Here is a 5,359-nt window from a genome sequence, read left to right on the forward strand (position 1 = left end):
GCAACAGAACCATGTTTACTATATAAAAGAAGATTTAGAGAAAAATCGTCCTTTAGTAAAAGGCTGGGGCATAGAGAAAGCAAAGAAAGTTTCAGAGGAATTGCCAATTGGTTCATTTTCAAGAAAAATGTCTGAAAAAGATGAGAACACGAAAGAGTTATCAAAACAATGGATCGACGCTTTCAGAACCATCCAGCCAGATTATATGTATCCTGATCATGAAATAAAAATTATAGATCAAAAAATGTATGATGGTATGACCGGTAAAGAAAGTATTGTGTTTATTGGGAAAACAGATAATTTTAAATCATACCTAAAAGAATGAAAAAAACTTGACGAATTACAGTTAGCTTCATATAAAAATGTGAAATCTGAAGAATTGAATAGTAAGTATCAACTGTATAATGTTATTTATGGTTCTTTCAGCGGAATCATGTTTATGGGCTTCTTCGTTGGAATTGCGTTCTTAGCAATGATGGCAAGTTGCCTAATGTTTAAAGTTCTGTCTGGCGCATCAAAAGATATTACACGTTATCAAATGCTTCGTAAGATCGGTGTTCGCCGGGAGTTATTAACAAAATCGATTTATAAAGAGTTATTCTTCGTATTCCTATTCCTAGCAATTGTGGGTATTGCTCACATATTAGTTGGTATGAACATGTTCAGCACTCTTTTGATGGATCCGTATTTCCGTATTTGGCTACCAATTGTTATTTTCGTAGTGATTTACTTGATTTACTACGTTATTACAGTTCGATTGTATAAAAGAATTGTGCTTCCGAAAGAAGACTAATTTGACACTCCCACGGCTAAAGCCGCAAGCTGACTAACGTCAGTGGGATTCTTGCTACCAATGGCGAAGTCTATTTCTAGTATCGCTGACGTGCAAAATTGCGGTGTGCCATCACCACTCCGTATCAGTGCATATAGCAGATACGGCACTCGCTCTATTACCAAACGAATCAGATTGTGAGTTCTCAAATGTGTTTTAGCGTCTTGTGCTTGACGACTCAATACATTTTAAGGAGTAGAAGAATTTGTTGCTACTCCAACCTCAGATGTATTCTGTTTTCAGAGAATAAGATTGTTTGAGTGTGTGGTTAATATGGAAAGGGTAAATGTTTTTAAGTGGAAACATTATCAACCAGATATTATCTTATTAACTGTACGTTGGTACCTGCGGTACAACCTAAGCTTTCGCGATTTAATGGAAATGAGGGAAGAACGAGGATTATCTTTGGCCCACACGACTATTATGCGATGGGTTCATCAATATGGACCAGAGTTGAATAAGAGAATTCGAAGACATTTGAAACAAACGAATGATTCTTGGAAGGTGGAGGAAACCTACATTAAAATCAAAAAAAGATATGTACCTGTATCGGACAGTAGATTCCGAAGGAAATACGATTGATTTTTACCTCAGTAAAAAAAGAGATACCAAGGCTGCCAAAACTTTCTTTCAGAAATCCCTGGCTACTTGTCATGGGACGATTCCTCGTGTAATTAACGTAGATGGAGATAAAGCCTATCCTCCTGCAATCCGAGAGTTAAAACAAGAAAACAGCTTACCATCAAGTATCTTACTACGGGTCAAGAAATACTTGAATAATATGATTGAACAAGATCATCGATTTATCAAAAAACGTATTTGGAATATGTTAGGGTTATAATCTTTTCGTACAGCGAAAAAAATGATTGCTGGATTAGAGGCCATGTATATGATCAAAAAAGAGCAAATACATTTACAGGATCAATCTGTCCAAAAACAGAATATCTTTATCCACCAACTGTTTAGATTAACGATATAATCAAAGAATCCGTTAGGAAACTAGGCTTCTTTTTTCATTTATGGTCTTTTTGCACCAGAACCGTATTACTTCAAGATATACAAGATCGAAATGTCCTGTTTTCCGTGGCAGATGCGGCTTATGATAGTCAGCACATTTATGAAGTTGCACGAACACATGACATCTTTGCCATAAATCCAATCAACCCTCGGAATGGTGAAAAAATGAGACAATACACATCGTCGTGTATTGTCTCATTTTATACAAACCATCTTTGGAAAACAGTTGATGAAAGAGCGTGGGAAAATTGAACAACAGTTTAGTACATTAAAAGATAAAGGGCTGGAACAGCCTCGTTGGTATGGTCAAAATCGCTATCTACTACATGTTCAGCTAGTTTTTCTGATTCATAACATTGCATGTTTATTTTAGTTTTGCAACACCCTCAAGTTCTTGAAACTCCTCTTTCACCTTATTACACATGATATACACTATGATTATCGATTAGCGACCTAATATCATAGTTTCATTCATCATATCTCACCCCTAGTAAAAAAACGAGTATATATTAGGGGTCTTTGGTATGCATTGCTAGTTATCGGAATTGCAGGATTCATTTATCTAATGGATTGGATTGATACAAGGTTTATGAAGGATGAAAAGTGATGGATAAACAACAGCGAGATGAATACGAACAAAAGAAAATCGTGTGGATCATAAAGGATTTAAGAGCTAGAGGAGTATGAGGTGGTACAGTAAAACTGGAACACAGTATAGAGATAAATTATTCTATATAAGAGGTGTTTCAGGTGAAAAAACAGTATGATGAAATGTTTAAAAAACAATGTGTTGAATTGGTGGTTAAAGAAGGGCGTACAATTTCTAGTATTCAGAGAGAATTTGATTTAGGGCATGGGACCCTTAATTCATGGATAAAAAAATATTCTTCTCCACCTTTAGATGGTGAGAGAACTGATATGGAAGAACTACGTTCTTTACGAAGAGAAATTCAGGCGTTAAAAAAGAAAAATGAATTCCTAAAAAAGGCGGCAACCTTCTTTGCCAGCAACCAAAGCTAACACGTTTTCAGTTTATAAGAAAATACAATCAAATATTTGGAGTACGCTGGCTTTGCCAGCGATTACAAGTGTCTGTTAGTGTTTTTTACAACTATCTTCATCGTAAACCTACTGAAAATCAGGAAAAACGTAAAAAGACAGCGGCTTATATTGTTATGCAATTCAAACGATTGAAAGACAGAATGGGGTATCGAAAGTTGTACCAGTATCTTGTAAACAAAGCTACCATGGTTACCTTATCTCAAGTCAGACAAGCTTTATGTACAGCTGGATTGAAGTCAAAAGTTGTCACTTATTATAAGAAAAGAAAGCAAGAACATCGTACATTTCCAAATGTACTGGAGCGATCCTTTAAACCTGGTAAGAAAAACATCCCAACTGTTGTATGCGATATCACGGAATTTCGCTTAGTGAATGGAATGAAAGTATATTTTTGTGCCGCATTAGATATCAGCGCTTGGTTATTCGTTGGATACTCGCCAAGATGCTCAGTTAGTAAAAGATACAATTAAACAAGTCAAAAATATATATGGACATCAAAAAAGGATTTTATTTCATAGTGATCAAGGATCTCAGTTTTCCAGTTATACGGTTACTGATTTTTGTAAGCAACAAAAGATTCAGCAAAGTATATCCCGTAAGGGAAACTGCTGGGATAATGCAGTAATGGAATCGTTTTTTAGCATCTTTAAACGTGAATGCTTGCATAGGGAAAAATTACTTTCTCTATCCCAAGTGAACCAATTAGTAGCTGAATTTATTTATATGTACTATCATTCTGTTCGTCCTCATTCAACATTAAACGGAATGACTCCTTACCAATTTTCAAAATTAATTGCGTAATCTAATTTGTGTTCCAGTTTTTCTTGACCAGGTCATAACTCTAGATAAAAATAGCTAAGCCCTCGATTAGGGTCTAGGGCTTAGCGGACAGGGTACAGCCAATAAAAAAATAATACCAACTGGAGGTTTACCAGCAATTATAACTATACCACTGAATCTTTATAAAAACATGAATGAATTTGTCCTGAAAATAGACAAATCCTGATTCATGGAGACCATTAAGACGTTATATCACTCTAGCTAAACAGGCCTAAGCCCTAGCTGGGGGCTAGAACTTAGATAAACAGATACATTTAAAGAAAAAAACAGAAAAATCACCATATGAAAGAACGACCTTCAAATACTACTATAACATGGTATTCTTATAAAAAAATGAATATATTTTTCTTACAAAGGGACAAAACAGATGTTGACAGACATTGATACTTTATATAACTCAATAGGACAAGTTCTTACATGTCGGAATATTCAGGAATTTTATGGTAACCCCCACCTATTAAGGAGGCCACTGAAAAAGTCCCCCTAATAAGAAAAAGGAGTGTATCATTTACTGTATATAGATGATGCACTCCTTTTATTGTCTATATATCCATATAATGCACAATGTCTGTTCAAAATAATCACTTTTCCAGTACCTTCCCTATTAAGCAGGTTCCTGGATATTCCGATGTGTGAAAGCATCAAAAAAGCCCGTACAGAAGCACAGGCCAGTTGTTACACATATCGGTAACTAAATTTTAACAGATTTTCAGAAAGTTAGCTATTGAAAATAAAAAACGCTCGATGGCAACGAGCACTATAGAGAAAACATTCCCTAAAATTAGCTACTTCTAGTATACCATAAGTTTTCTCTCAGTAAATAAGGAAGGACAAAAAAATGATTGAAAATCCAATGTTAATTGGCAATCATCATGATTCATCGACAAGAGACTTCATCGAAGAATGTGCGGGTTGCAACGGAGAAATATACTTCGGTGAAAGTTTCTTAGATTTCGATGGAAATTACTGGTTCTGGTACAAAAACTCTAAAGCTTGTGCAATGAATCTGTAAATCTTGGATATACTGATAGTACTATTCTATACAAGGTGCGTGATCAGTATGGAAACATTATCAACCAGATATTATTTTGCTAACGGTACGTTGGTACCTGCGGTACAACCTAAGTTTTCGCGATTTGGTGGAAATGATGGAAGAACGAGGATTATCCTTAGCCCATACAACCATTATGCGTTGGGTTCATCAATATGGACCAGTTTTAAATGAGCGTATGCGAAAATATTTGAAACCAACGAATGATTCTTGGAGAGTTGATGAAACCTATCTGAAAATAAAAGGAGAAAAAATGTACTTATATCGTGCGATTGATTCCGAAGGAAACACGATTGATTTTTACTTGAGTCAGAAAAGAGATGCGAAGGAAACCAAGCGCTTTCTAAAGAAAGCTTTGGCTTCTTGTCATGCGGCAAAACCTCGTACGATTACTGCAGATGGTGACAAAGCTTATCCGGTTGCAATACGAGAATTAAAAGAGGAAAAGTGCATATCAAACTGTACGCCACTTCGTGTAAAAAAATATTTAAATAATATTATTGAACAAGACCATCGGTTTATCAAAAAACGGATCCGAAATATGCTTGGATTGAAAT

5 protein-coding genes and 4 pseudogenes are annotated in these 5,359 nt (G+C 35.4%); all 9 read left to right on the forward strand.

All coding sequences use genetic code 11. From position 1 onward, the window contains the following. Positions 1 to 793: pseudogene (locus CDB3_RS29990) on the forward strand (ABC transporter permease); the annotation flags it as partial. 312 nt (positions 794 to 1,105) lie between these two features. Next, positions 1,106 to 1,811: pseudogene (locus tag CDB3_RS29995) on the forward strand (IS6 family transposase). A 62-nt stretch (positions 1,812 to 1,873) separates the two neighbouring features. Next, positions 1,874 to 2,222, forward strand: a pseudogene (locus CDB3_RS30000) (transposase); the annotation flags it as partial. A gap of 377 nt (positions 2,223 to 2,599) precedes the next feature. Then, a complete protein-coding gene (locus CDB3_RS30005; protein WP_256869981.1) occupies positions 2,600 to 2,869 on the forward strand; it encodes a transposase in 270 nt (89 codons plus the stop codon). Positions 2,870 to 2,937: 68 nt separating this feature from the next. Beyond that, a complete protein-coding gene (locus CDB3_RS32790; RefSeq protein WP_256869982.1) occupies positions 2,938 to 3,381 on the forward strand; it encodes a transposase in 444 nt (147 codons plus the stop codon). Further along, a pseudogene (locus tag CDB3_RS32795) lies at positions 3,338 to 3,460 on the forward strand (IS3 family transposase); the annotation flags it as partial. The gene CDB3_RS32790 and the pseudogene CDB3_RS32795, both read left to right, overlap by 44 nt. A gap of 75 nt (positions 3,461 to 3,535) precedes the next feature. Then, positions 3,536 to 3,712, forward strand: coding sequence for an integrase core domain-containing protein (locus CDB3_RS32800; RefSeq protein WP_256869983.1), 177 nt, complete (start codon positions 3,536 to 3,538; stop codon positions 3,710 to 3,712). An 877-nt stretch (positions 3,713 to 4,589) separates the two neighbouring features. Next, entirely contained in the window at positions 4,590 to 4,763 is a 174-nt protein-coding gene (locus tag CDB3_RS31930) for a hypothetical protein (RefSeq protein WP_179139783.1), read from the forward strand. 70 nt (positions 4,764 to 4,833) lie between these two features. Next, the coding region (locus CDB3_RS30015; RefSeq protein ID WP_128856993.1) for an IS6 family transposase at positions 4,834 to 5,359 on the forward strand (526 nt) is incomplete at its 3' end.

The organism is Bacillus sp. CDB3 (genome assembly GCF_002081505.1).
Lineage (GTDB): Bacteria > Bacillota > Bacilli > Bacillales > Bacillaceae_G > Bacillus_A > Bacillus_A cereus_AT.

Bases quoted from the DNA above. Each gene is read 5' to 3' on its own strand.
- CDB3_RS32800 (WP_256869983.1), top strand. From the start codon at position 3,536: ATGGAATCGTTTTTTAGCATCTTTAAACGTGAATGCTTGCATAGGGAA.
- CDB3_RS31930 (WP_179139783.1), top strand. From the start codon at position 4,590: ATGATTGAAAATCCAATGTTAATTGGCAATCATCATGATTCATCGACA.